The 24,022-nt window shown below is 65.9% G+C and carries 24 protein-coding genes, 1 tRNA gene and 1 riboswitch; of the genes, 15 read left to right on the top strand and 10 right to left on the bottom strand.

Annotated elements, in window-relative coordinates:
- Positions 1-44: 44 nt before the first annotated feature.
- Entirely contained in the window at positions 45-1,031 is a 987-nt protein-coding gene (locus AC5RWT_RS18205) for a hypothetical protein (protein WP_494081387.1), read from the bottom strand.
- Positions 1,032-1,244: 213 nt separating this feature from the next.
- Between AC5RWT_RS18205 and AC5RWT_RS18200 the strand changes: the two genes are divergently transcribed.
- On the top strand, positions 1,245-1,724 hold the full coding sequence (locus AC5RWT_RS18200) for a nucleoside deaminase (protein WP_494081386.1): 480 nt from the start codon (positions 1,245-1,247) through the stop codon (positions 1,722-1,724).
- A gap of 29 nt (positions 1,725-1,753) precedes the next feature.
- Here the strand turns inward: AC5RWT_RS18200 and panD are convergent, their stop codons facing one another.
- Positions 1,754-2,167: an aspartate 1-decarboxylase gene (panD, locus tag AC5RWT_RS18195; protein ID WP_494081385.1), complete on the bottom strand. Its 414-nt coding sequence runs from the start codon at positions 2,165-2,167 to the stop codon at positions 1,754-1,756.
- A 135-nt stretch (positions 2,168-2,302) separates the two neighbouring features.
- Here panD and AC5RWT_RS18190 point away from each other — a divergent pair, with 135 nt between their 5' ends.
- Entirely contained in the window at positions 2,303-3,187 is an 885-nt protein-coding gene (locus AC5RWT_RS18190; RefSeq protein WP_494081384.1) for a hypothetical protein, read from the top strand.
- Between the two features lie 63 nt (positions 3,188-3,250).
- Here the strand turns inward: AC5RWT_RS18190 and AC5RWT_RS18185 are convergent.
- From AC5RWT_RS18185 to AC5RWT_RS18165, 5 genes are all read right to left on the bottom strand, one after another.
- Positions 3,251-3,324 (bottom strand) — tRNA-Gly (locus AC5RWT_RS18185).
- A 73-nt stretch (positions 3,325-3,397) separates the two neighbouring features.
- Positions 3,398-4,669, bottom strand: coding sequence for an ABC transporter ATP-binding protein (locus tag AC5RWT_RS18180; RefSeq protein ID WP_494081383.1), 1,272 nt, complete (start codon positions 4,667-4,669; stop codon positions 3,398-3,400).
- A 24-nt stretch (positions 4,670-4,693) separates the two neighbouring features.
- Positions 4,694-5,536, bottom strand: a complete 843-nt coding sequence (locus AC5RWT_RS18175; RefSeq protein ID WP_494081382.1) for a carbohydrate ABC transporter permease — start codon at positions 5,534-5,536, stop codon at positions 4,694-4,696.
- On the bottom strand, positions 5,536-6,513 hold the full coding sequence (locus tag AC5RWT_RS18170; protein WP_494081381.1) for a carbohydrate ABC transporter permease: 978 nt from the start codon (positions 6,511-6,513) through the stop codon (positions 5,536-5,538). Before AC5RWT_RS18170 ends, AC5RWT_RS18175 begins: the two co-directional genes overlap by 1 nt.
- Positions 6,510-7,829 (bottom strand): sugar ABC transporter substrate-binding protein, encoded by a 1,320-nt coding sequence (locus tag AC5RWT_RS18165; RefSeq protein ID WP_494081380.1) that lies wholly within the window; start codon positions 7,827-7,829, stop codon positions 6,510-6,512. Before AC5RWT_RS18165 ends, AC5RWT_RS18170 begins: the two co-directional genes overlap by 4 nt.
- A gap of 223 nt (positions 7,830-8,052) precedes the next feature.
- Here AC5RWT_RS18165 and AC5RWT_RS18160 point away from each other — a divergent pair, with 223 nt between their 5' ends.
- The 4 genes from AC5RWT_RS18160 (at position 8,053) to dcd (ending at position 11,293) form a co-directional block, all read left to right on the top strand.
- Positions 8,053-8,868 (top strand): DUF1684 domain-containing protein, encoded by an 816-nt coding sequence (locus AC5RWT_RS18160; protein ID WP_494081379.1) that lies wholly within the window; start codon positions 8,053-8,055, stop codon positions 8,866-8,868.
- 77 nt (positions 8,869-8,945) lie between these two features.
- On the top strand, positions 8,946-9,563 hold the full coding sequence (locus tag AC5RWT_RS18155) for a DinB family protein (protein ID WP_494081378.1): 618 nt from the start codon (positions 8,946-8,948) through the stop codon (positions 9,561-9,563).
- A 92-nt stretch (positions 9,564-9,655) separates the two neighbouring features.
- Positions 9,656-10,525, top strand: coding sequence for a tryptophan 2,3-dioxygenase (locus AC5RWT_RS18150; protein ID WP_494081377.1), 870 nt, complete (start codon positions 9,656-9,658; stop codon positions 10,523-10,525).
- Positions 10,526-10,711: 186 nt separating this feature from the next.
- Entirely contained in the window at positions 10,712-11,293 is a 582-nt protein-coding gene (gene dcd / locus AC5RWT_RS18145) for a dCTP deaminase (protein ID WP_493966784.1), read from the top strand.
- Between the two features lie 35 nt (positions 11,294-11,328).
- On the opposite strand, the gene AC5RWT_RS18140 is transcribed toward dcd, so the two are convergent.
- Positions 11,329-12,705 (bottom strand): MFS transporter, encoded by a 1,377-nt coding sequence (locus AC5RWT_RS18140; RefSeq protein ID WP_494081376.1) that lies wholly within the window; start codon positions 12,703-12,705, stop codon positions 11,329-11,331.
- A gap of 210 nt (positions 12,706-12,915) precedes the next feature.
- On the opposite strand from AC5RWT_RS18140, the gene AC5RWT_RS18135 reads away from it, so the two are divergent.
- Genes AC5RWT_RS18135 through mnhG form a run of 6 tightly spaced genes read left to right on the top strand, consistent with a single transcriptional unit; the run spans position 12,916 to position 19,356 of the window.
- Positions 12,916-15,918, top strand: coding sequence for a Na+/H+ antiporter subunit A (locus tag AC5RWT_RS18135; protein ID WP_494081375.1), 3,003 nt, complete (start codon positions 12,916-12,918; stop codon positions 15,916-15,918).
- Positions 15,915-16,388 carry a Na(+)/H(+) antiporter subunit C gene (locus AC5RWT_RS18130; RefSeq protein ID WP_494081374.1) on the top strand — a complete coding sequence of 158 codons (474 nt, stop codon included), beginning with the start codon at positions 15,915-15,917 and terminating at the stop codon, positions 16,386-16,388. The genes AC5RWT_RS18135 and AC5RWT_RS18130 overlap by 4 nt, the downstream gene beginning before the upstream one ends.
- Complete coding sequence (locus tag AC5RWT_RS18125; protein WP_494081373.1) at positions 16,385-18,007, top strand: Na+/H+ antiporter subunit D; 1,623 nt, start codon at positions 16,385-16,387, stop codon at positions 18,005-18,007. The genes AC5RWT_RS18130 and AC5RWT_RS18125 overlap by 4 nt, the downstream gene beginning before the upstream one ends.
- A complete protein-coding gene (locus AC5RWT_RS18120; RefSeq protein WP_494081372.1) occupies positions 18,004-18,564 on the top strand; it encodes a Na+/H+ antiporter subunit E in 561 nt (186 codons plus the stop codon). The genes AC5RWT_RS18125 and AC5RWT_RS18120 overlap by 4 nt, the downstream gene beginning before the upstream one ends.
- Positions 18,565-18,575: 11 nt before the next feature.
- Positions 18,576-18,845 carry an MrpF/PhaF family protein gene (locus tag AC5RWT_RS18115; protein WP_494081390.1) on the top strand — a complete coding sequence of 90 codons (270 nt, stop codon included), beginning with the start codon at positions 18,576-18,578 and terminating at the stop codon, positions 18,843-18,845.
- Positions 18,835-19,356 carry a monovalent cation/H(+) antiporter subunit G gene (gene mnhG, locus AC5RWT_RS18110; protein ID WP_494081371.1) on the top strand — a complete coding sequence of 174 codons (522 nt, stop codon included), beginning with the start codon at positions 18,835-18,837 and terminating at the stop codon, positions 19,354-19,356. Before AC5RWT_RS18115 ends, mnhG begins: the two co-directional genes overlap by 11 nt.
- A gap of 150 nt (positions 19,357-19,506) precedes the next feature.
- On the opposite strand, the gene AC5RWT_RS18105 is transcribed toward mnhG, so the two are convergent.
- Positions 19,507-19,767: a DUF4235 domain-containing protein gene (locus AC5RWT_RS18105; RefSeq protein ID WP_494081370.1), complete on the bottom strand. Its 261-nt coding sequence runs from the start codon at positions 19,765-19,767 to the stop codon at positions 19,507-19,509.
- Between the two features lie 171 nt (positions 19,768-19,938).
- Positions 19,939-20,071: riboswitch (TPP riboswitch) on the top strand.
- Positions 20,072-20,114: 43 nt separating this feature from the next.
- Between AC5RWT_RS18105 and AC5RWT_RS18100 the strand changes: the two genes are divergently transcribed.
- The 3 genes from AC5RWT_RS18100 to AC5RWT_RS18090 are packed head-to-tail and all read left to right on the top strand — an operon-like array spanning position 20,115 to position 23,055.
- Complete coding sequence (locus AC5RWT_RS18100; RefSeq protein ID WP_494081369.1) at positions 20,115-20,735, top strand: ECF transporter S component; 621 nt, start codon at positions 20,115-20,117, stop codon at positions 20,733-20,735.
- A gap of 8 nt (positions 20,736-20,743) precedes the next feature.
- Positions 20,744-22,261, top strand: a complete 1,518-nt coding sequence (locus tag AC5RWT_RS18095; protein WP_494081368.1) for an ABC transporter ATP-binding protein — start codon at positions 20,744-20,746, stop codon at positions 22,259-22,261.
- An 11-nt stretch (positions 22,262-22,272) separates the two neighbouring features.
- Complete coding sequence (locus tag AC5RWT_RS18090; protein ID WP_494081389.1) at positions 22,273-23,055, top strand: energy-coupling factor transporter transmembrane component T family protein; 783 nt, start codon at positions 22,273-22,275, stop codon at positions 23,053-23,055.
- A gap of 65 nt (positions 23,056-23,120) precedes the next feature.
- Here the strand turns inward: AC5RWT_RS18090 and AC5RWT_RS18085 are convergent, their stop codons facing one another.
- Complete coding sequence (locus tag AC5RWT_RS18085; RefSeq protein ID WP_494081367.1) at positions 23,121-23,993, bottom strand: aminodeoxychorismate lyase; 873 nt, start codon at positions 23,991-23,993, stop codon at positions 23,121-23,123.
- Between the last annotated feature and the right edge of the window lie 29 nt (positions 23,994-24,022).

Below are 24,022 nucleotides of genomic sequence, written 5' to 3'. Positions count from 1 at the left end.
GGCAACCTGTCCGCCTCCGCCGTTTAAGGCTTAAGGCAGGAACGCTAGTACTCCACCACGGGGGTCAGCGTCACGTTTCCGTCGTTGACGGACAGCCTCCCGGTGAAGCCGAACTCCTGCTCGATTTCGCGTTGAACCGAGGCCCCGGTGAACAGGTCGATCTCCACAACCTGCAGTTTGGCAACGCCGGTCAGCGGGCTCAGCACCCAGCTGCCCTTGAACGGCTCCACTTTGACCTCGGGATACTTCACAATGGACCAGTCGATGGTATTGTCCTGCACCCGGTCCATCGCGGCACTGAAGGGGCAACCGGAGGGCTGCAGCACGCGCTGCTCGGCGCAGGAGTCGAGGAACGCGTTGACCTGGCCGCCCAGGTCCTTCAAGAGTTTGGGTGTGGCGGCTGTTGCCAGCGAGAGCCGGGCGTCCTGTGCGTTCTCCGGGCCGGTCAGTACGGACTCGACAACCGGGGCAGCAAAGTAGTCGCTGGCGTAGTGGGCTTCGAAGGCGCCGGGGTAAAAGACGGCGAAGGAATTTTTGCCCTCCGGCAGGGCCACCCGTTCGCCGTTGAGTGAGGCTTCGTTCTCATTGATGACGTCCACGCTGATGGTGGGAAGCGTGGTGGGTACGAAGGACCACTGGTTGAAAAAGAGCCACGTGGTGCCCGTCTTTTCCAAGGTGAACATCGAGGTGTGTGCCTCGCCGCCGACCGTGTAATGGACCGGCAGGTCCACCTTGTTGTCGCCCGCCGCAACCGGATCCCCGAGTTCCAGGTTTTCGATGTCCGCTACCGAGGCCTTGAGCGCGGCGCCGTCCAGCATGGCGGCGTTGGCGTCGGGTACGGTTGCGTGGAGCAAACCGAGCGCTGCGCCGCCGTCGCCGTCTTCGAGCGCATTGAAGTACGCCTTCACTTGGTGCTGCGGGCTGAACACGAAGGCGTTGACCAGGACAATGGTCAGGGCAGCAGCGGCCACGGCAAGCATCAGACACAACAGCCACCTGGCCACGGTCCTAAGCACTGTCGAATTTCCCACCAGCCCTACGTTACCTGCTGGCAGGGCGGTTGCCCGGATCGGCATGGCCTCCGTTACAGCGATCACAGCCTGAGGCGACACCGGTGCGGCACTGCCAGAGCCGGCGCCGGCGCCGGCCCCCGGGTCCCCGGCCAGCCCGCGCCCGGGTCCACGTCCGGCAACCGGGCGGTGTGCAGCGCCAAATCCTGCAGGGCTCTCTGCCATAATCGGCTCATGGAGATGGCAGCGGAGGACCTGATGCATCTGCGGCGCTGCGTGGAACTTGCCCGTGAAGCATTGGACGATGGCGATGAGCCGTTCGGCTCGGTCCTGGTCGACGCCAACGGCAACGTGGCGTTCGAGGATCGCAACCGGGTCAAGGACGGGGACCAGACCCGGCACCCGGAATTCGCCATCGCCCGCTGGGCGGCCAAAAACCTTCCGCCCGGGGAACGCCTCGCGGCAACTGTCTACACTTCGGGCGAGCACTGCGCGATGTGTTCGGCAGCGCACGCTTGGGTGGGCCTGGGACGGATCATCTACGCCGTGTCATCGGAACAGCTGAGCCGGTGGCTGGCGGAGTGGGGCGTTGAACCGGCGCCTGTGGCCCCGTTGCCGATCCAGACGGTGGCGCCGGGGGTCGCCGTCGGCGGGCCGTCCGCCGAACTGGAGGACCAGGTCCGCGAACTGCACCGGCAGTTCCACCGGCTCTGAACGGCCGGCCGGCTGGGAAGCGGGAGCGCCTACGCCACCGCGAACGGCGGGCGCATCAGCCCTTCGTCCACGGACTCTGCCGGATCGGAACCGAGTTCAACGATCTTGTTGTGGGCATCCACATGCACCACCGACGGAACGAAGGACCGGGCTTCCGCGTCGGTCATGTCGGCGTAGGTGATAAGGATGACCAGATCGCCCTCATGCATCAGATGGGCGGCGGCACCGTTGATGCCGATCACGCCTGAGCCGCGTTCACCGGCGATGGTGTAGGTCTCCAGACGGGCGCCGTTGGTGACGTCCACTATGGATACCAGTTCGCCGGGGAGGATGTCGGCAGCGTCCAGCAGGTCGAGGTCCACGGTCACGGACCCGACATAGTGCAGATCCGCGTGCGTGACAGTTGCACGGTGGATCTTGGACTTGAACATTTTGCGCATCATCGCCTACCAGTTTAGTCTCCCGCCCGCCACCGGTGAAACGGCCCCTCATCTGGCCTGCCGGTAATGCCGGGTCTAGGGTGGAGCCATCAGGGTGCGACAGCCTGCCGGTGTGATCCTCAAAGCAGGAGGCATGTGATGGGTTCGGAAATCGGCAGAGACCGGGGCGACGTCGGCGGCGCCTGGCCGGGAGGCGAAGGACTGGTTTCGAGAGACCAAGCGGATGCCGGGCCGCCCGCCGCACAGGCAGGACCGGCGCCCACGCAGGCGCTGCCGGTAGCGCCCCGGGAGAACCTGCCCGTGGACCAGCAAGAGACCGCCGCATTCGACCGCCCTGTCACCGCGGAGAGCATGGACCCGGACGCCATCGGCCGTGGGGAACCCGATGACGCCTTCACCGCCGAGCGGTATTACCAGGACACCAGCGCCTACCGACCCGAAGCCGTCCCTGACCGGGAATCGGTCTATCTCCGGCAACACAGTGCCTATGGCGGGGTGAGGCTTGGTTCGGCGTTTTTCGGCTGGCTGACCGCAGCTGCGTCCATCGTCTTGCTCACGGCCATTCTCGCCGGTGCTGCCGCAGCATTCCGGGTGGACACGGATGCCCGGATTCGCGGCTGGATGGACGGCATCTCAAGCGGCAGCACACCCGCCGCTGTGACAGCGGGGGCGGCTCTGGCCGCACTGGTCCTCGTCGCCTATTTTTGCGGCGGCTACGTGGCGGGACGAATGGCCCGCTTCGACGGCGTCCGGCAGGGCTTCGCAGTCTGGTTTTGGGGCATCGTCATGACGGTCATCGCCGGGGTGGTTGGGCTGGCCGCGGGCGGACTCCGGGTACTGACGGGACCGGCGCCCGTCCCCGTCGTAGAACGCCCCGTCGAGCAGCTGGTGTTGCCGGGACTGATCGCGCTGGCACTCATGCTGGCGGCGAGCTTGGCCGGGTCGCTTCTGGGCGGCGCGGCGGGCATGCGCTACCACCGTGCGGTAGACCGTGCGGGCTTCGAACCTGACGACGGCGAGTAGCACGCCGCAGGCGCAGGACACACAAAGGCACCCCGGTCCGAGGGCCGGGGTGCACAGTGTTGATGGAGCGGGCGACGGGAATCGAACCCGCGTATCGAGCTTGGGAAGCTAGCGCTCTACCATTGAGCTACGCCCGCACAAGACCCGCCGTGGGCGGATCCAATCAAACAACGAAACCGAGTTTACCCCAGGTCGGCGACGAGCCGGAATTCAGGCGGGCTGGCCGGCCGTGGAGGTTTCGCGCTCGCGGGCTTCGGCGATTTCCTCCGCCCGGGCCCGGTTGGCCTCCTCGGTCAGCGCAGCACCGGCCACGGCATCACGGGTGAGGTTTTCACCGGTTTCCGGATCGAACAGGTGCATCTTTCGGGTATCCAGCCAGAGCTCCGCGGAGCGCCCGCCGCCGCGGATTCTGCTGGCTGCGTCGAGGGTGACCACAATCTGGGGCCGCAACTCGTCAGCGTCCATGTCAGCGGCCAGCGAATTCAGCAGCTCACGGACCTCAGGATCCGGGTCGAAGTTGATGTAGCCGTACTGCTCGTTGCCCAGCCACTCGGTGTGTGTCAGTTCAGCCATGAACGTGGACCCCAGGTCCTTTTTGTGCTCTTCCACGAGCGAAGCATCCTCAAAGAACTCCGGCCGCAGTCCGGCCAGCACCACCCGTCTGCCTTCGGCTGCCCTGGCCCTGTCCGCGGCCACCGGGATGTTCCCGATCGGCGTCCTCAGGACGCCGCCCTCCAAGGTGGCCGGCAGGAAGTTCATCGAGGGCGATCCGATGAAACCGGCCACGAACAGGTTGGCGGGCTGTTCGTACAGTTCGCGCGGGGAAGCAATCTGTTGCAGCACCCCCTTCTTCAGCACGGCCACCCGGTCGCCCAAGGTCATCGCTTCTGTCTGGTCGTGGGTGACATAGACACTGGTGACGCCGAGGCGACGCTGCATCTGCGAGATTTCCGAGCGCATCTGGCCGCGCAGCTTAGCGTCCAGATTGGACAAGGGCTCGTCGAACAGAAAGGCGTCGGCCTGGCGCACGATCGCCCGTCCCATGGCCACACGCTGGCGCTGGCCGCCGGACAGGTTCCCCGGTTTGCGTTCCAAATGGTCGGTCAGCTCCAAGGTCTTCGCGGCGTCGGTGACGCGCCTGCGGATATCGTCGTCGCTGAACTTCCCTTTCGCCAGGCGCAGCGGGAAGGCGATGTTTTCGAACACCGTCAGGTGCGGGTAGAGGGCATAATTCTGGAACACCATGGCTAGGTTGCGGTCCCGGGGTGCTTTCTCATTGACGCGCTCGCCGTCGATCAACAGGTCCCCGGACGTGATGTCCTCGAGCCCGACGATCATCCGCAGCAGCGTTGACTTGCCGCAGCCGGAGGGGCCCACCAGGATAATGAACTCGCCGTCGGCGATGTCGATGCTGACATCGTTGACGGCGGGAAATCCGTCCCCGTACTCTTTGACGAGGTTCTGCAACGTAATGGATGCCATGGGAAATCCTTTCCTGCCGCGGGCTCAGCCCTTGACGGCGCCTTGGGTCAGGCCGGAGACGATTTGGCGCTGGAACAGCAGGACCAGCAGCACAACGGGAATGGTGACGATAATGGCCGCCGCGGAGATCGCGCCGACGGGGGACTCGAACTGGGAGGCGCCAGTGAAGAAGGCAAGCGCCGCAGGAACAGGCCGTGCAGCCTCGGTGGAGGTCAGCGAGATGCCGTAGACGAAGTCGTTCCACGCGATGAAGAAGGCGATGATCGCCGTCGTAAACACCCCCGGTGCTGCCAGCGGCACGATGGCTTTGCGGAACGCCTGCCAGGTGGTGGCCCCGTCAACCTGCGCTGCCTGCTCCAGTTCCCACGGGATCTGCCGGAAGAACGCAGCCAGGGTCCAGATGGAAATGGGCAGGGTCAGCGAGAGGTAGGGGATGATCAAACCGGGCCAGGTGTCGTACAGCCCGATGGTGCGCCAAACGTTGAAGAGGGGTGTGACGATCGAAATTACCGGGAAGATGGAGACCGCCAGGGCGGTGGTCAGAATGACCCTCTTGCCGGGGAAATCGAGCCGGGCGATGGCGTAGGCGCACAGCGTGGCCAGGACGACGGCGATAAACGTCGCGATGAGTGCGATGCCAATGGAGTTGCGCAGGGAACTCAGGAACAGTTCCTGCGCCGATCCGACCAGGATCTGCTCGTAGTTGCTGCCCGTCCAGGTGCTGGGCAGGAACTGCCCGGAGGTCAGGTCACTGGGCAGCTTGAACGACGTGGCCAGGATGGAAGCCACCGGAAACAGCGCGTAAAGGACCACCAGCACGGAGATGATGGTCCAGGCAACCCGCTCCTTGGTGCGCGACGCTTTCATCACTTGTCTCCTCTCTGGCCGGCCAGGTCGACTTTGAACAACTTGACGGCAATGAAACAAATCAACAGCACGCAGACAAACAAAAGCACGGACACCGCCGAGCCGAGTCCGATCTCCAGACGCCCGATGGACGTGCGATAGGCCAGCAGCGAGAGCACTTCGGTGTTAAACGCACCGTTGGTCATGATGAAGACATTGTCGAAGATGCGGAACGCATCCAGCGCCCGGAAGAGCACGGCGACCATGATCGCGGCCTTCATGTTCGGAAGGATCACCCGGCGCATCCGCTGCCACCAGCTGGCGCCGTCCACCTCGGCCGCTTCCGTGAGTTCGTCGGGGACCTGGGCCAAACCGGCCAGCAGGAGCAGCGAAATGAACGGCGTGGTCTTCCAGATTTCACTGGCCATGATCACCGCCAGCGAGGTCCACGTGCCGGCAAACCAGTTCAAATCCGGGTCTATTCCGGGCAGCCAGCTGAACCAGTGGTTCACGAACCCGGAGTTGATGTCGAACATATAGAACCAGGCAAACGCGGAGACGACGGTGATGATGCCGTAGGGAACCAGGATGGCGGTACGCAGCCAGCCCCGCACCGACTTGAGCGCTTTGTGCATCACCAGAGCCAGCGCGAACCCCAGGATGAGTTCGACGACGACGGTCACGACCGTGATCAGCAGCGTGACTCCGAGATCCCGCCACCACACCATGTCCGTGAGGACTACGCCGTAGTTGCCCAGCCCGATGAACTTGCGCTGGTCGGGCGCGGTGAGCCGGTAGCTGAAGAGCGAGTCGAACAGTGCCTGCAGGATCGGGTAGGCCGTGACGGCCAACATGATGACGAAGGCCGGTCCGGCCAGCATCCAGCCGAGCCGTCGTTCGGCTTTGGCGCGCTCGCTGTACTGCTGGACCGCGCGGCGGCGGCCGGTGCGGCTCTCCCTGCCGTTCGGAAGCGTTGGCGTTTCAGTCGCGGTGCTCACAGCAGGCTCTCCCCCCGTAGAACGGAAACGATGAACTGCGAGGTCTGCTCCGGTGTCGTGGCCGGATCCACCTGGGACGGCGGAGCGAAGTTCTGCTGCAGGCTGGTGGAAACTTCGTTGTAGAACACGGTCTGCGGACGCGGTGCCGAGAGCTCCAGCGATTCGCGGATGGTGTCCGCCATCGGGAAGGATTCCTTAATCCTCGGGTCCTTGTAGGCCTCGGTATTCGAGGGCGGATTGCCATTGGTGACGAAGTACTCGGCCTGGTTCTTCGGGGTGACGATGCACTCAATGGCCTTGTAGGCAAGATCCGGGTGCTTGCTGGCGGCTCCCACACCCAGATTAATCCCGCCCAGCGGCGGTGCGGCAGGCTCGCCGGGGTTGACCCGCGGATAGAGAGTCCAGCCGATGTCCTCGGGCAGCGAAGCACTTAACGTGCCGTCTTTCACCGCCGTGTTGGTCGCCGGCCAGACAAACGGCCAATTGACCATGAACGAGCCCTCGTCGCCCTGGAAGAGGATCATCGAGTTGTTCTCGTCCTGCGTAGGCAGGCCGGGCCCGCCCAATCCCTCCTTGCCGATGGTGGAAATCACCTGGGCGGCTTCCAAGCCGGCCTTGCTGGCAAGGCCGAGTTTGATCTGGTCAGCGTCGGCCTCGGGGTTTTCCAGGATCTTGCCTCCGGCGGATTCGACCAGGGCGTTCAGCCAAACCGTCATGGACTCGCCGCGCTGGCCTTGGACGCCCAGAAACTTTTTCTCCTTCTGAGCGGCCTCAATCAGCTGCTGCCACGTGACCGGCTTGGTCATGTCCAGCCCGGCCGCCTTGGCCACGGATTTCCGGTACCAGAGCAGCTGTGTGTTGGCCCAGAACGGGACGGCGACCAACCGGTCCTTCCATTTCGCCCCGGTGAGTGCGCCTTCCACCACGTTCTGCGTGACGCGCTGCGCGACGTCCTCCGGAACCGGAGCCAGGAATCCAGGTTCGGCGAGCTCGGGGATAAACGGCGGGTCCAGGCTCATGATGTCCAGCGAAGAGTCACTGGCCGCCAGGCGCCGGGCCAACTGCTCACGCTGCGAGGCCGCCTCATTAGGCAGCAGCGACGTTTCAATCCTGTACTTCCCGCCAGCCTCATCAGTGCACTTTTGGGCGAGGGCCGCTTGGCCGCCGTCGTCGGGATTTATGTACCACGTCAGGGTGGGAATTCCGTCATCGGAACCGCAGCCGGCCAGCAGCGTCGCACACAGGGCAAGAACCATCGCGGCCCCGGTTTGCGCCCTGCCGCGCTGGTGGCGCCGCCGTTTTCCGTCTCTGGGCATCGGCACGAGTCTCCCGTTCTGGTAGACGAACTGGCCGCCCGGCTTCTGTTGCGTTAACGTGCCACGCAGCCTTGTAGAAGTAGAGCGTATGCTTTCGCAAGCAAATGCGCCATGGTCCGGGAACCTCCGGAAACGCCTGCCGGAGGGAATATCGCCCGGCAGACGGCGCGTTGTGCCGCATACCGTCAGGCGAATGCCGGGCGGGGCACGAGGGAAGGACGGCATGGCAATGCGCGCGGATGAAACCCGGCGCCGTGACAGTTGGCTCCGGTTCCGGGACAACCGGAACCAGGCGTTGGCAGCCGAACACGGCTGGCTCACGCTCACCTCGCTCCAGTGGTTGCCTGCCGGACCCGGGCGGCTGGACAAGATCACGGGACTGTGGAGTGCCACCGGCCCGGCGTCCGCCGGCGGGCATGCAACGCTGACGGCAACGGCCGACGACGGCTTGTACTTCGTGGACGGGGGCGGACCGGCGATCGGCACCTTCACAGCCACCCTGGGCAATGAGGAATCGCTGCTCTGGGTACGCCGCGGTAGCGTCGCCGTCGAACTGGCCGCCCGGGGCGATCGCTACGCGGTCCGGACCCGGGACAATGACGCGCCGGTTCGCGCAGGCTTCGAGGGCGTTCCGGTCTTCGACTACAACCCGGATCTGGTGGTGGCCGGCCGCTTCGAAGCGTATCCGGAACCACTGACGATGCAGAGAGCCACCTCCCATCCGGACGTGTCCGGCGCCATGACCGCCGTTGGCTCGGTGACCTTCGAGCTCGGCGGCGCCGTCCACACGCTGGTGGCCGAACCAGAGAAACTGGGTGCCTTGTCCCTGAACTTCCACGACGCAACCAACGGAGACAGCACCGCCGGCTGGCGTTCCGTCGTGACCCGCCGCCCCGCCCCGGACGGAACCGTGTTCATCGATTTCAACCGCGCCACGAATTTCCCCAGTGCCTTCACCGATTTCGGCACCTGCCCGATGCCGGTGCCGGGCAATGCCATTGCCGCCGCAGTGGAAGCCGGCGAGCGCCGCGTGCGTTGACACCGTGAGGGATCCGCGGGCACTAATGTAGCGGGTGAGGGCTGGCGCCGGTGCGAGGTCTGAGGGAGGATCGTCGGATGAAACCCACGGCGGAGGATTTCCGCACCATCACAGACGACCTGGCCGGCCGCTTCGCGGAACTGCGGGACCATGCCTGGGACAAGCCCGCCCTGGAACTGGAATGGAGCTGCCGGGAGACGGCCGCTCACGTCATGGATGACTTTGCTTTCTATGCCATGCAGTTGTCGGGCCGGACCCCACCGCAGGACGGCTACGTGGTGCTGCTGGACCCACCCCCATGGCGGCCGAGAGGGCCGGAGATTCTGTTGTGGCCGGACCCTGACGCGGGAACCGCCGGCATCGTGAGTTGTTTCGACGCTGCGGCCGGACTGCTGTACGCGGTGACGGCGACCGCGCCGGAAACCCACCGCGGCTACCACCCGGCCGGAATCTCCGACGCCTCCGGTTTCGCAGCCATGGGCATCACCGAAGCCGTGCTTCATGGTTTCGACATTCTGGCCGTCCAGGGGGACGACTACCGCCCGGACGGGGCTGTCATCGAACGGGTGCTGGACCGCATTTTCCCGGCCGCGGAGCGCACGGAGGACCCGTGGAGTGATCTCCTGAAGGCCAGCGGCAGGACGCCCGAAACCCGGGGGCAGAAGTGGCGCTGGGACGCATCGGTACGCAGCTAACCGGTTCGGGGCGGCAGCCGCGCATTCACAGCGTCCGCGCCGTAGGCTGGTAGCAGGCCTGCAACGAGGCAGGGGAAAAGACGGAAGCCGCCATGACCGTAGACAAGAACACGCGACGTCTCGAGGACGATATCGAGACCGATTTTTCCGACAAGATGAGCTATGGGTCCTACCTGTCCTTGGACCAGGTGCTCTCCGCCCAGCACCCGGTCAGCTATCCGGTGCACCACGACGAGCTGCTGTTCATCATCCAGCACCAGACGTCCGAGCTGTGGTTGAAGCTGGTGCTGCATGAGCTGCGTACCGTGCGCCAGAAGCTGCGCGAGGACGACTTGCGGTTCGCCATGAAAGGCATCGCCCGGATCAAGCACATCCAGCGCTCGCTGACCGAGCAGTGGTCGGTGCTGGCCACCCTGACGCCGTCCGAATACGCGGAGTTCCGCGGTGCGCTGGGTTCGTCGTCGGGCTTCCAGTCCTACCAGTACCGGGCCGTGGAGTTCCTGCTCGGCAACAAGAACAAGGGCATGCTGAGCGTCTTCGCCGACGACGCGACAGCGCAGGCCATGCTCTCCGAACTGCTGGAACAGAGCAGCGTGTACGACGAATTCCTGGCCTATCTCTACCGGCACGGTCACCAGGTTCCCGCGGAATTGCTGAACCGGGACGTGACCGAGGCACACGTGTTCAACCCCGAACTGGTGGGGACTTTCAAGGCCGTCTATGAGAACGCCCGGGAGAACTGGGACGTCTACGAAGCCTGCGAAGAACTGGTGGATCTGGAGGACAATTTCCAGCTGTGGCGTTTCCGGCACCTGAAAACGGTGGAACGGACCATCGGGATGAAGCGCGGCACGGGGGGATCCTCCGGCGTCGGCTTCCTCCGGCGGGCACTGGAACTCTCGTTCTTCCCCGAGCTCTACGCGGTCCGGACGGAGATCGGCAAGGCCGGACCGGCACAGTAGAAGCTGCCGGCGAAGGCCGTTCGTTCCCCCGCCGACAGCGGCCCAAGGACCGTCCCTCGACGCGAGCGGCCCTTCTGGTTCCATGGTCGCACCCGAACGTGGATCGGGACAGAGCCCGGCGCGGAAGCTTCCCGGGGGCCGCGTCATGCGGCGGGGGAGCGGGCTGGTCCCGTGTATTTTTAGAGTGTGCTGATCTCCGACCGCGATATTCGTGCCGAACTGGACTCCCAACGTATTGTGCTGGATCCGTTTGAGCCGGCCATGATCCAGCCATCAAGCGTTGATGTGCGGCTTGACCGGTTTTTCCGGCTCTTCGACAACCACAAGTACGCCCACATCGACCCGGAGCTGGACCAGCCCGAGCTCACCCGCCTGGTGGAGGTGGATCCGGAGGAGCCGTTCATCCTACATCCAGGTGAGTTTGTGCTCGGCTCCACCTATGAGACCGTGACGCTGCCCGAGGACATCGCCGCCCGGCTGGAGGGCAAGTCCTCGCTGGGCCGCCTGGGCCTGCTGACCCACTCGACGGCAGGATTCATTGATCCCGGTTTCTCCGGGCACGTCACGCTGGAGCTCTCCAATATGGCCACGCTGCCGATCAAGCTCTGGCCCGGCTCCAAGATCGGCCAGCTGTGTTTTTTCCGGCTGTCTTCGCCGGCGGAGCATCCCTACGGTTCCGGCGTCTACGGCAACCGCTACCAGGGCCAGCGCGGCCCCACTGCCTCGCGCAGCTACCTGAACTTCCATCGCACCGTCATCGAGCGCTGATCCGGCTGTGCGCGCAAGCGCAGCCGGCCGGCTGGTCATACCGCCGGAGTGCTGGCGCGCTGGATGTGTGCCGGGGTCTTGACCGGCAGCAGCGCCAGCAGACCGGCGAGCAGCACCACCAGGATGCCCAGAATTCCGTAGCGCTGTTCGCCGAAGACGGTGATCGACAGCGCGAACAGGGACGGGGCCAGGAAGCTGACGGCCCGCCCGGTGGTGGCGTAGAGACCGAAGAACTCGCCCTCCTCGCCGCGCGGCGCCAACCTGGCCAGGTAGGCACGCGACGAGGATTGGGCCGGACCGACGAACAGGCACAGCAGCAGACCAAAGACCCAGAAGGTAGTGTCGCCGGTCCAGACGTTTCCGAAGAACACGTGGTCGGCCGGGCCCAGCATGAAAATAGCAACGGCGGCGATGATCAAGCCGGTCAGGGCTCCGACGATGACATTTTTCGGCCCGACGCGGTCGTCCAGCACCCCGCCCGCCACGGCACCGATCGCGGCGACGACGTTTCCGGCGATAGCGAAGACGATTACCTGGCTGAGCGCGAAACCGAAGGTACCGGCGGCTATCACACCGCCGAAGGTAAACACTGCTGCCAGCCCGTCCCGAAAAACAGCGCTGGCGATCAAGAAGAAAATCGTGTGCGGGCTCGAGGTGAAGATTGCCTTGATGCGGCGCACCAGCAGCCCGTAGGAGGCAAAGAAACCAAGAGAGGCAGCCGCCGCTTGGCGGGGGATCTCCGGGACAGCGAACAGCACGGGCAGTGCGAAGGCCATGAACCATACGGCGCAGAACACCGCCACCAGACGGATGTTCAAACCGTTCTCGGAAGTGGCCCCGAACCACCCCGTTTCCGGCAGGACAAAACCGACCAGCACCAGGGCCAGCGCGGCGACACCACCGACGTAACCCATGGCCCAGCCGAAGCCGCTGACTTTGCCGATGGTCGACGGCGTGGAGATCTGCGTGAGCATGGCGTAGTAGTTCACATTCGCGAACTCGAAGAAGATGTTGGCCAGCGCAATGAGTCCCACGCCCAGGAAGAGGAAGCCAGGGGAGGGGAAAACGAAGAAGCACAGACCGGTCAGTACCGCTACCGCCACGCTGTTGACCCCCAGCCAGAACCGGCGGCGCCCCCCGGTGTCCGACCGCTGCCCGGTCACCGGCGCCAGCAGGGCGATGGCCAAGCCGGCGACAGCGAGTCCATAGCCGAGGACTTCGGAGGCGAAAGCCTCGCCTCCGAACGCATCGCTGGTCAGATAGACGGTGAAGACAAACGTGGTCATGACCGCGTTGAAGGCTGCCGAGCCCCAGTCCCACGAAGCCCACGCCAGGACATGCTTCTTGTTCAACCGCTCCGCAGCCGCCCCGCCCGCGTTTTGTAGTGCCGGAACACCGGCCGAGTCAGTCATACCGCGATGCTATCCGTTTCGCCGGCCGCGAACCCGGTAAAGCGCCGGGAGCGCCGTGAATCTTTGGCCAACATGCAGTTCCAGGCCCTCCAACGGGTGGCGAGGCCGTCGGCCGGAGCGGTCCGCGGCATCTATGCCATGGGTAGAATGGACCGCATGGCCCCGTCCGTCTGATCCTTGCCCCAGCAAAAGGAAGTTCCGGAGTATCCCGTGCTGATTGTGCTCACCCTGCTCTTTGCGGTGGCCTTCGTAGCGCCCTTTATTTTCCGGAGACTCGGGCGGTCAACGTTCTATATTCTGGCTGCCGTTCCCGCCGCCGGATTTGTCTGGCTGATTGCCACCTTCGGCAACTACACCGGCACGGACCAGACCGGTGTGGACGGCGCCCCGAACGCGCCGCCGTCGGAAGTCATTCCCTGGGTTCCGGGCCTGCAGCTGGAACTGGCGTTCCGGATGGACACCCTTGCGGCGGTGTTGTGCATCCTGATCCTGGGTGTCGGTGCCTTGGTGCTGTTCTACTGCGCCCGCTACTTCAAGGCCGACGACCCGGACATCGGTCCTTTCGGCGCCCAGCTGTTGGCTTTCAGCGGCGCCATGTTCGGTTTGGTCACCGCCGATGACCTGATCCTGATGTACATCTTCTGGGAACTGACCAGCATCCTTTCGTACCTGCTGATCGGCTATGCCCGGCACCGTCTGTCGGCGCGCCGGTCCGCCTTGCAGGCATTGCTGGTGACCACGTTCGGCGGTCTGGCCATGCTGGTTGGGGTGCTGATGATTGGCCAAACCGCCGGCACCTACCGGATCTCGGAGATTCTCGCCAACGCCGGGTCGCTCGTGGCGCACGGCCAGATCATCGACATCGCGATTCTGCTGGTTCTCATCGGGGCCATCAGCAAGTCGGCTTTGGTGCCTTTCCACTTCTGGCTCCCGGCGGCCATGGCGGCACCGACCCCGGTCAGCGCCTATCTGCATGCCGCGGCCATGGTGAAGGCCGGCATCTATCTGGTGGCCCGGCTGTCGCCCGGATTCTCCAGCACCGATTACTGGCACGCCGTCGTGCTGGGACTCGGGCTGCTCACCATGCTGGTGGGCGGGTGGCAGGCCCTGCGCCAGCACGACCTGAAGCTGATCCTGGCCTACGGCACGGTCAGCCAACTGGGGTTCCTGACCCTGGTGGTCGGACTTGGCTCACGGGAAGCCGCGCTGGCCGGTCTGGGCCTGTTGCTGGCCCATGGCTTCTTCAAGGCGACGCTGTTCCTGGTGGTCGGCATCATTGACCACCAGTCCGGCACCCGTGATATCCGCGAGCTGTCCCACCTGTACCGCAAAGCACCCAAACTGTTCGTCGTCGCCTTAATCGGTGCCGCGTCCATGGCCGGCCTCCCGCCGCTGCTGGGGTTTGTTGCCAAAGAATCGGTCTACGAGGCCTTCGTCCACCGAGCGGATGTCACCGGCTGGGTCGGGGGCGTGCTGCTGGCCGGAGTTGTGGCCGGATCCATCCTGACCTTCGCCTACAGCGCCCGCTTCGTCTGGGGCGGGTTCGCCGCAAAACCCGGCTTGGCGGCCATCGAGTTCAAGCCTGTTCCCTGGGCCTTCTTGGCGGCTCCCGCCGTCCTGGCCGTGGTCACGGTGCTCTTCGGAGTGTGGCCGGCACCGGTTGAAGCAGCTGTGGCGCCCTATTCGGAACTCTTCCGGCTGGACACTGTTGCCACGCACCTGGCCTTGTGGCACGGACTGACCCCGGCCCTGGGTCTGACCGTGATCACCCTCGCGGCCGGCGTCGCCCTGTTCCTGCTGCGCACCCCGATTGCCGCCTTCCAAGCCCGGATCCATTTCATTCCCGAAGCGGACCGAATCTACCGCGGCATCCTCGGCGTGCTCGACGAGGTTGCCATCTGGGTCACGGGCCGCACCCAGCGAGGCTCGCTGGTTTTCTACCTGTGCGTGATCCTGATTGTGGCGATCGTGACTCCGCTGAGCGCCGTCGTTCTCATGGAAGCGCCGCTGCCGCAGAGCCTGGTATGGTTCGACACGCCTGCCCAGGCCATTGCCGGAGTGATGGTGGCGGCAGGCGCGCTGGGTGCCATCCGCGCCAACAAGCGCTTCATGGCGGTGCTGATGGTTTCGGTGACCGGCTACGGGCTGGCCTTTATCTTTGCCATCCAGGGAGCTCCCGATCTGGCCCTGACCCAGATGCTGGTGGAAACGGTTTCGCTGGTGGCCATCGTGCTGGCGCTTCGTTCCCTGCCGGCCAGGTTGTGGCTGCGCACTCCGGGACGTTTCAAACTGCTCCGCGCCGTCATTGGTGCGGCCTTCGGCCTCACCATGATGGTGATCGCCATGACGGCGATGGCCGCGCGGACGGCAGCTCCGGTGTCCCTGTCCATGCCGCAGCTGGCCTACGAGGGCGGCGGCGGCAAGAACATTGTCAACGTCATCCTGGTGGACCTCCGGGCGTGGGACACGTTCGGGGAGATCTCCGTGCTGGCGCTGGCGGCGACCGGTGTTGCCAGCCTGATTTTCATCCGCGGCCGCGGGGACAAACGTCCCCAGCCCGTCGATGCTGTTGCCAGCGGTTCGGTGGGGCGCGGCTACGAAACTGTGGCGCATTCGGACCGTGAGGCAGCAGCCTTGGCGACCGCCCGCAGATTCGCCGTCGTACCGCGTGATGCCTGGCTGGTGGCCGGCCGAACGCTGGCGCCGGAACGCCGTTCGATCATCTTTGAAGTGATCACCCGGCTGCTCTTCCATTCGATGATGATTTTCTCCGTGTACCTGCTGCTGGCCGGCCACAACCTGCCCGGCGGCGGATTCGCCGGCGGCCTGCTGGCGGGTGTCGCGCTGGCCATCCGCTACCTGGCCGGTGGCCGGATTGAACTGGCGGAGGCTACCCCCATCAGCGCGGGCCTGCTGCTGGGCCTGGGGCTGGCCGCCGCGGCGTTGACCGCCGTGGTCCCGATCTTCCTCGGCGGCCAGGTATTCCAGAGCGCCATCATCGAGTTCAGCCTGCCGGTCTTTGGCGACCACAAGTTCGTCACCTCCACGATCTTTGACATCGGCGTCTATCTGGTGGTGGTGGGCCTGGTCCTGGACGTGCTGCGCAGCTTCGGCGCGGAAATCGACGAACGCACCGAGGAACGTACCTCCGGCCGCCGCAAGAGTGCGGAACTGACAGTACCTGCAACGATCGAGGAGGAGGTGTCCCAGTGACTGTTAACCTGACGCTGCTGCTGGTGATGGGCGTCCTGTTCGCCGTGGGCGTCTACCTGATCCTCGAACGCAGCCTGACCCGCGTGATGCTTGGCCTGATGCTGATCACCAACGGTGCCAACCTGTTGCTGCTCAGCACGGGAGGGCCAGCGGGACTCGCGCCGATTTTTGGCATGGACACTCCCCCCGAGGCCTACAGCGACCCGTTGCCGCAGGCCCTGATCCTCACCTCCATCGTGATCTCCTTCGCCGTCACCGCGTTCATGCTTGCCATTATTTACCGTTCCTGGGTGCTGGGCCGGCAGGACGAGGTCCAGGACGATATCGAAGACCGCCGCGTGGCCAACCAGCCGTCTTTCGACGCTGAAGACGACGCGGAGATTCCCGCAGAGACCACCGAGTTCGTCTCGCCGGACGAAGCCGACGAAATGCCCGCCACCACGAAGTCCCGGATGGAGAGAGAGCAGTGAACGCCGCAACGATCGCGCCGCTGGCAGTTGTCCTGCCGCTGCTGGGCGCTGCCTTGGCGTTCGTGCTGATCCGTCATCCAAACGCCCAGCGCCGGACCGGCAGCATCACGCTCACGGCAACTCTGGCACTGGAGATCGTGATGCTGGCCTCGGCATGGACCAACGGTGCGCAGGCCGTGCACCTCGGCGGCTGGATGCCCCCCTTTGGCATCACCCTGGTGGTGGATGAGCTCTCAGCCCTCATGCTGGTGGTCTCCTCAGCCGTCAGCCTGGCGGTGCTTTTGTATGCCTCGGGCCAGGGTATGGCGGACAGTGACGAGGAAGGTCCGGTCTCGATCTTCCACCCGACCTACCTCATCCTGGTGGCCGGGGTTTCCAACGCGTTCCTGACCGGCGACCTGTTCAACCTCTACGTCGGCTTCGAAATGCTGCTCACGGCCAGCTATGTGCTGATGACCCTTGGCGGCACCAGCCCGCGCATCCGCGCCGGAGTGACCTACGTCGTCGTCAGCGTCATTTCCTCGGTCCTGTTCCTGGTCTCCATCGCGATGATCTATGCGGCGACCGGGACCATCAACATGGCCGATCTGGCAGTCAAGCTCGGCGAACTGGATCCGGCAACGCAGATGACGCTGCATCTGATGCTGCTGGTCGCCTTCGGCATCAAGGCGGCGGTCTTCCCGCTCTCCTTCTGGCTGCCCGACTCCTATCCGACGGCGCCGGCTCCGGTCACCGCGGTGTTTGCCGGCCTGCTGACCAAGGTGGGCGTCTATGCCATCATCCGCACCGAGACGCTGCTGTTCCCGGGGGACCAGTTGAACACCTTCCTCATGGTGGTCGCGGTGCTGACCATGGTGGTGGGCATCCTGGGCGCCGTGGCACAGATCGACATCAAGCGGATGCTTTCCTTCACGCTGGTCAGCCACATCGGCTACATGGTGTTCGGCCTGGCCATGTCCTCGGTGGTCGGGCTCGGGGCGGCGGTCTACTACGTGGCGCACCATATTACGGTCCAGACCAGCCTGTTCCTGGTGGCCGGCCTGATCGAGCGCCGCGGCGGCACCACGAACATGGACCGGCTGGGCGGCATGGCGAAGCTGTCGCCGCTGCTGGCCATTCTGTTCTTTGTGCCGGCCATGAACCTGGCCGGCATCCCGCCGTTCTCCGGTTTCCTTGGCAAGATCGGCCTCGTGCAAGGCGGCGTGGAGCTGGGCACCCCGGTCGCCTGGGTCCTGGTGGCAGGCAGCATGATCACGTCACTGTTGACCCTGCTCGCCATGGCACGGGTTTGGAACCGTGTGTTCTGGCGGCGCCCCGAGGACGCGGAGCACCCGGACCCGGTGCTGGTGGCTACCAAGCCGGACGGATCGGCTGTACGGACCACCCGCCATGTGGAGGAACGTCCGCACGGACGGTTCACCGGGCGGGGCATCGTTCAGCTGCTGCCGATGCCCATGGTCTGGCCGACCATGGGGCTGGTGGCGCTGGGCGTGGCCTTGACGGTCTTCGCCGGACCCCTGTTCCAGCTCAGCGACCAGGCAGCGCAGCAGATGCTGCAGCGCACACCGTACATCGAGGCTGTCCTGGGCCAGGGCGCCGTGCAGGAGGGCGGCCAATGAGGAAACCACGCACCTCCATTTGGGTCGAGCTGCCGCTGCTGGCGTGGCTGGTCATCCTCTGGGGCTCCCTGTGGCAGGATTTCAGCCCCGGCAATCTGATCTTCGGTTTGCTGATCGCCCTGCTCATCGTGAACCTGTTCTTCCTGCCGCCGGTCGAACTCAGCGGACGCTTCAATCCACTGGCTGCAGCCGTCTTCGCCACCACGTTCGTGTGGAAGGTGGCGGTGGCGAGCTTCGAAGTGCTCTGGCTGGCCGTGACCAGCGGGCCCAAGCTGCGCAACGCTGTAGTGGCCGTGCACTTGCGGAGCAGTTCAGACCTGCTGGTGACGGCTACCGGCCATGCCATCTCGCTGATCCCCGGGAGCTTTGTGGTTGACGTGGACCGGTCGACCTCCACGCTGTATCTGCACGTGATCGATGTGGCCACCGAGGAGGCGGCCGAAAACTTCCGCACAGAGGTGCGGGAGATCGAAGCCGGCCTGATCCGGATGATGGGCACGAAGGAAGAACTGGAACTCGTCAGGTCCGAAGGTTCCGGCAGAGGAGGTACAGCGTGAACGGGGAGGTTATGTCGGTTGCCCAAGCCGTCGTGAGCGCGGTGCTGGGCCTGTCCGCAGTACTGGCGCTGGTCCGCCTGGCGCGCGGGCCGTCGCTGCTGGACCGCTTGCTGGCCATTGACGTGCTGTTGGCCATCGTCTGCGCAGGACTCATCGTGGACATGGCTGCCGGCGGACACCAGAACAACCTGACGTTGGTTGTGGTGATCAGCCTGGTTGGTTTCCTCGGCTCGGTGGCCGTGGCCCGGTTCGTGACAGACGGGCGGCCCCGTGAACACTGACTTCATCCTCGATGTTGCGACTGCCGCCTGCCTCATCACCGGCTCGGTCATGTCCTTGGCCGCAGCCATCGGCCTGCTCCGGTTTCCGGACCTGCTCTCCCGCATGCACGCTGCCACCAAACCACAGGTCTTCGGCCTGCTGCTGCTGTTGACGGGACTGGCGCTGCAGCTGCGCAGCTGGGCTGCGGTGCCGGTGCTGCTGATTGCCTGGCTGTTCCAGCTGCTCACCGTGCCGGTCTCCGCCCACATGGTGGGACGGGCCGGGTACCGCACCAAGCACCTGCGCAGGGAAATCCTCAGTGTCGACGACCTCGACGCGGTGGTGGAAGCAGCTGCCGGGGACAGTTCCACGGATTCCGACAGCGCGGTAGCCGTCAGCACCGACAAGGGAAAGGCTGCGGCAGTTGGCAGCCGCCAGGACCGCGGGCCGGGGGAGCAGCATGGTGGTGCCGCGCCGGCCGCCGCTCCTGCCAGGGACAGCGTGGGCGGCACCGGGCCGGACCAGGAGTAGGCCGCAGCCCTGGTCGGAATGACATCGGGGACGAGGCCGCAGCCCTGGTCGGAATGACATCGGGGACGAGACCGCAGCCCCGTCCCCGAACAGGCTCCGCTGACGGTGCCGTTTCACACCCCGCCAACGGGCCGATCGAACCTGGTCCCGTTAAACCAAGTCCCGGGTTTTCCCGTAGCGCATGACAGCCTTGGCAGTGGCGCGCTTGGTCAGCACCTGAATCACGCGCCCCACGGTGCCGGACACCACGGCGAAGACAACCGCTGCCCGCAGGCTGTTCTCCAGGTCATCGTCGCTCTTGGGTGCATCTTTTCCGGTAAATGCCTTCCACGCTAATCCCAACAGCTGACTGGCTGCCAGGCCGGCGCCGATGCTCACCAGCGTGCCCAAGAGTTTCAACACTACGTTCATGCCCGCTCCCTTCCGGGGCGCCGGGGCCCCGTCTCATCTGCTGTTCCGCTCCCCAGCCTACTGCCCGGCGCCCCGCCCGGACCGCCGCCGTCGGGCAATGTCCACGCGCCTGCGGCCGAATGTGCCTGCCGGGGCCGCGAGTGTAGACTGGTGCGTGCTGCTTGACAGCACCTATTACGACAGGGGAGCGTCCGACCGCCCGGCCTAGCCGGCTCACGGGAGGGACGCTGAGAGTGCGGAGAAACCGCAGACCCTCGAACCTGCTCCGGTTAGTACCGGCGAAGGGAGTCGAGTTCTCGGGGCGCGCCGCAAGGCCGCCCTCCCCTCCTGCAACCAGGAGGATTCCCATGAGTACCGCTTCAAATGCACCGACCACGCCCACTCCCGCCCGGAAGCCGCGCTACGGCTGGCGGGTCGTGGACATCGTGGTCGCCTCGGTGGTCGCCGTGGCCGTCGGTGTCATCTTCTGGGCCTGGTCGGCGGGCTGGCCGCTGATCGAGGGCCTGACCATCGCCTTCCCGCCGTCCGCCGGACTGTACACCGGCGGCTGGTTGATGGCCGGCGTGCTCGGCGGGCTGATCATCCGCAAGCCCGGCGCTGCCATTTACTGCGAGATGCTGGCCGCGGTGGTCTCTGCGCTGTTGGGCACGAGCTTTGGCATGACCGTCCTGGTTTCCGGCCTGATCCAAGGCTTGGGCGCGGAGATCGTCTTCCTGCTGTTCCTGTACCGCAAGTTCAATCTGGGGGTGGCGCTGCTGGCCGGTTTGGGCGCAGGCCTTGCTCTGTCCATCAGCGAGAACGTCCTCTACAACATGCTCTGGGCCGCCGAGTGGCAGTTGGCTTATGTGGGCTTCGCCGCGGTGTCCGGCGTCGTGATTGCCGGGCTGCTGCCGTGGCTGGCGGTCAGGGGACTGGCGAAGACGGGCGTGTTGTCCTCCTTTGCTGCCGGCCGCTCCGCCGACGTCTGAGCCGTTCCATGGGACTGCAGGGTACGACGGCGGGGCCAGGCCCGGTGCCGGTCCTCGCCGAGGACTGGGGCTGGCGCCATGCCGGCCGTAAGGAGCAGGCGGTGCGCGGTGCAAGTTTCAGCATCGCGCCCGGCGAACGGGTGCTGTTGTTGGGCGCTTCCGGCGCCGGCAAGTCCACTCTCCTGCACGCCATGGCGGGGGTTCTGGGCGACGAGGGCGAAGGCGAAGAGACCGGGCGGCTGACCGTTGGCGGTGTCCGCCCCTCCGCGGCCCGCGGCCGGGCCGGCCTGGTTCTGCAGGATCCGGAGAGCCAGTTGGTGCTGGCCCGGGTTGGCGACGAGGTGGCCTTCGGAGCGGAGAACATGTCGCTGCCGCGCGCGCAGATCTGGGGCCGGGTGCGCGAGTCCTTGGCCGACGTCGGCCTGGCGGTGCCGCTGAACCACCCCACCTCCGCACTCTCCGGCGGCCAGAAACAGCGGCTGGCACTGGCCTCCGTGTTGGCCATGCGGCCGGGGCTGCTGCTGCTGGACGAGCCGACTGCCAACCTGGACCCGGACGGTGTGCAGGAAGTGCGCGATGCCGTGGCACGGGTGCTGGACCGCACCGGGGCCACCCTGGTGGTGGTCGAGCACCGGGTGGCCGTCTGGGCGGATGTAGTGGACCGGGTGATTGTGCTGGCAGCCGGAGGCGGTGTGCTCGCCGATGGGCCGCCGGATCAGGTGTTGGCCGAGCGGGCGACCCGCGCCCGGCTGGTCGAAGCCGGCGTCTGGGTTCCCGGGCACACCCCGCAGCTGGACCTGCCTGCCGCACAGCCGCCGGGCGGCCCCTTGCTCCGGGCCGCGGCGCTGGACGTGGCGCGTACCCGGCGGGCCGAACCGGTGCTGCGCGGCGTGGAGCTGGACCTGCTGTCCGGCCAGGCGTTGAGCATCATCGGCGCGAACGGCGCCGGCAAGTCCACGCTGGCCCTGACCCTTGCCGGCCTGCTGCTCCCGGCCGGAGGGGAACTGTCCGCGACGCCGGCGTTGCACCGCGGCGCGGCCTTGTCCCCGGCTAAGTGGAAGTCGGCCCAGCTGGTGATTCGGATTGGCAGCGTCTTCCAGGAGCCGGAACATCAGTTCCTGACCAGCACAGTGATTGACGAACTGGAGTTCGGCCCGCGCCGGGTGGCCAGGCTGCCCGAGCGGGAAGTCCGCGGGCGCGTGGACGAAATTGCCGAGCGGCTGCGGCTGACCCGGCTGCTGCAAGCCAACCCGTTCACCCTCTCCGGGGGCGAGAAACGCCGCCTCTCGGTGGCCACCATGTTGGTTACCAACCCGGACATCCTGGTGCTGGACGAGCCCACCTTCGGCCAGGACGCCAACACGTGGGCCGAGCTGGTCACGCTGCTGGCGGAGCTGGTGGCCAGCGGCAGCAGCGTGGTCTCCGTGACGCACGACGCCGACTTCACCGCTGCACTCGGTGGCGCCGGCCTGCGGGTGGCGGACGGCGGAGTACAGCCGGTCCAGCCGCTTCGGAGGGCAGCGTGAGCGTGACCCTGATGAATCGACGGCTGGCCGCTTCTCCGTTCAGCCGCGCCAACCCCGTCTCGAAGCTGGCGGCCGCAGCATTGATCACGGTGGTGGTCATGCTGAGCGTGGACTGGGTCAGCGCGTCCGTAGTGCTCGCCGCCGAGCTGTTGCTGATGCCCGTGCTGGGAGTCAGTCCGTGGCTGCTGCTCAAGCGCGGCTGGCCGTTGCTGGCGGCGGCGGCCGTCGGAGCCTGGGCCACGGCCTTGCTGGCCGAGAAGACGGGGGCGGTGCTGTTCCAGCTCGGTCCGCTGATCTTCACCGAGGACTCGGTGGCCGGAGGCGTTGCCATCGGCCTGCGGTCGCTCGCCGTTGCGCTGCCGGGGATTTTCCTGCTCCTGACCACCGACCCGACGGATCTCGCGGACGCCTTGGCGCAGAAGCTGAAGCTGCCCCACCGGTTCGTGCTGGGAGCCCTGGCCGCCATGCGGTTGGTGGGGCTGCTCGTGGAGGAATGGCGAACCCTCGGTTTGGCGCGCCGCGCCCGCGGTGTCGGGGCGGAGAACCGGCCGCTGGCCAAGGCGGGGGCGTTCGCGGGCCAGGCGTTCAACCTGATCGTGCAGGCCATCCGCCGGGCCACCCGGCTGGCAGTTGCCATGGAGGCCCGCGGCTTCGGTGCAGGGCCGCGGACCTGGGCGCGCGAATCCACCTACAGCATGGTGGATGTGTGGGTGTTGCTGGGCGGCGCGCTGATTGCCGGTGCTGCCGCCGCTGCCGCCGTGGCCGCAGGAACCTGGAACTTCATCTTTATCTGAACCGGCCTGTCCTCCGCTGCTTCCGCACGGGATGTTTCCCGGGCGGCGGGCCAGCGTCCGGCGGGCTACTCCCGGCTGCCCTCGGCCAGCAGGGCGGTCAGTTCCTCCGTCAGAGCGGGCGACACCGGAATCTCCTTGCCGTCGATGCTCTTCACCGGCGCGAGCAGGCGGATGCTGGAGACCAGCCAGACGGCGTCTGCTCCGTAAAGGTCGTGCGGCTCCAGCGGACCATAGCCCAGCTGCCAGCCGGCGGCTGCTGCGGCCTTGAACAGGGCCGACTGGGAGGTGCCTGGCAGGATTCCGCTCTCCAGCAGCGGAGTGACCACGGTTTTCACGCCGTCCCGCACCCGGGCCATCAGTACCGTGGAAGTGGGCCCTTCGAGGACGCGGCCGTCGCTGGAGGTAAAGATCACGTCGTCGGCGCCGTTTTTCTGCGCGTACCGCAGTGCAGCCATGTTGACCGCGTAGGAGAGTGTCTTGGCGCCCAGCAGCAGCCACGGGGCCCGTTCGGCCACCGAGCTGTCATATCCGCGGTCCAAAAGCAGCACGGAGATCCCGTCGGTGCGCTGGCGTTTACCTGCCGCCGGCGGCAGCGAAGCCTGGACCCAGGCAGTGGGCGCGGAGGCCCCTTCCACACCCCGGGTCACCAGCAGCTTGATCACAAGTTCCTCGACCGGCGGGTGCTCGGCGATCGCCGTCGCAATGGCACGCTCCCACGCGTCCGGGGAGGGCACTTGCAGGTCCAGGCTCCGGGCGGACGTGGCCAGCCTGTCCAAATGGGCCTGCAGCTTGCGCGGCACTCCGTTCACTGCCAGCAGGGACTCAAAAATGCCATCCCCGCGGGTGGCACCAAGATCGGTGGCCATGAGCTGGGGCTGGGAAGCATCCGCCACTCGGCCACCCTCGTGGGCAGGATCCAGGAACACCAGAACTGTCATGGCTCCAGCTTAGTTAGTTTGTCCTCGAA

It is taken from the genome of Arthrobacter sp. Dra40 (assembly GCF_059091905.1).
The sequence above is the reverse complement of the archived record's forward strand: the minus strand, read 5'-3'. Positions and strand labels throughout refer to the sequence as shown.